This window comes from Allobosea sp. 01N443 (genome assembly GCF_056399325.1).
This window is the reverse complement of the sequence record NZ_JBFTRC010000412.1, coordinates 1-750: the sequence shown is the minus strand read 5'-3', so window position 1 is coordinate 750 and position 750 is coordinate 1. Positions and strand designations below refer to the sequence as shown.

The 750-nt window shown below is 73.3% G+C and carries 1 pseudogene; it reads left to right on the top strand.

Annotated features, from left to right (window positions below):
* Nucleotides 1-750 (top strand): annotated as a pseudogene (locus AC1DRP_RS36745) (hypothetical protein); the annotation flags it as partial.

The following is a 750-nucleotide window of genomic DNA, read 5'->3' as shown; positions in this document are numbered from 1 at the left end:
GGTCGTGCTCGCGCTGACCGCGGTCGCGATCTACGTCAAGAGCCTCTTCCCCAGCCACGCCAAGTCCGATCTCGGTCCGCCCACCGAGCCCCCGGGCGAGGATGCGGCTGGGGGAGGCGCGCCGAAGCAGGCGCAGGCCGAGGAGGCCGACAAGGAGGCCGAGGACGAGACCGGGGCGATCAAGAAGGAGCCCGAGCCCGACCCGGCGCTCGGCTCCGGCGGCCAGGCCGTCGGCGCGGGCGGGCTTGCCGCCTTCCTCGGCATCGATTCCCCGCCGATCGACTATGAGCAACTGCCGCTGCGCCGCTTCTCGCCGGCCAAGCTCGAGGATGTCTTCGGCGATCCGGCCAGCAACGACAACCTGACGCTCAGCCATGGCGGCGGCCTCTCCGGCAGTGCCGGCGGTGGCGGTGGCCATGACTTCGAGGGGATCGCCTCGGCCGGCGGCGGCTCGGGTGGCCACCACCCCGGCCCGGGCGGCCATTCCGGCCCGGGCGGCGAGAGCCCKGGCGGACCCGGTGGCGAGAATCCCGGCGGCTCCGGGAGCCCGCGCAGCAACCGGGCGCCGCAACTCGCCGGCGTCGTCAACCTGCGCAGCATCGGGCGCTGCGAGACGTTGCTGATCAYCGCGATCGGACTGCTCGCAGGGGCGCTGGATCCTGATGGCGATGTGCTGGCGATCCGCAATCTCACCGCCTCCAGCGGCACGCTGACCGCGGTCGAGGGTGGCTGGGAGTGGTGGCTGGGAGT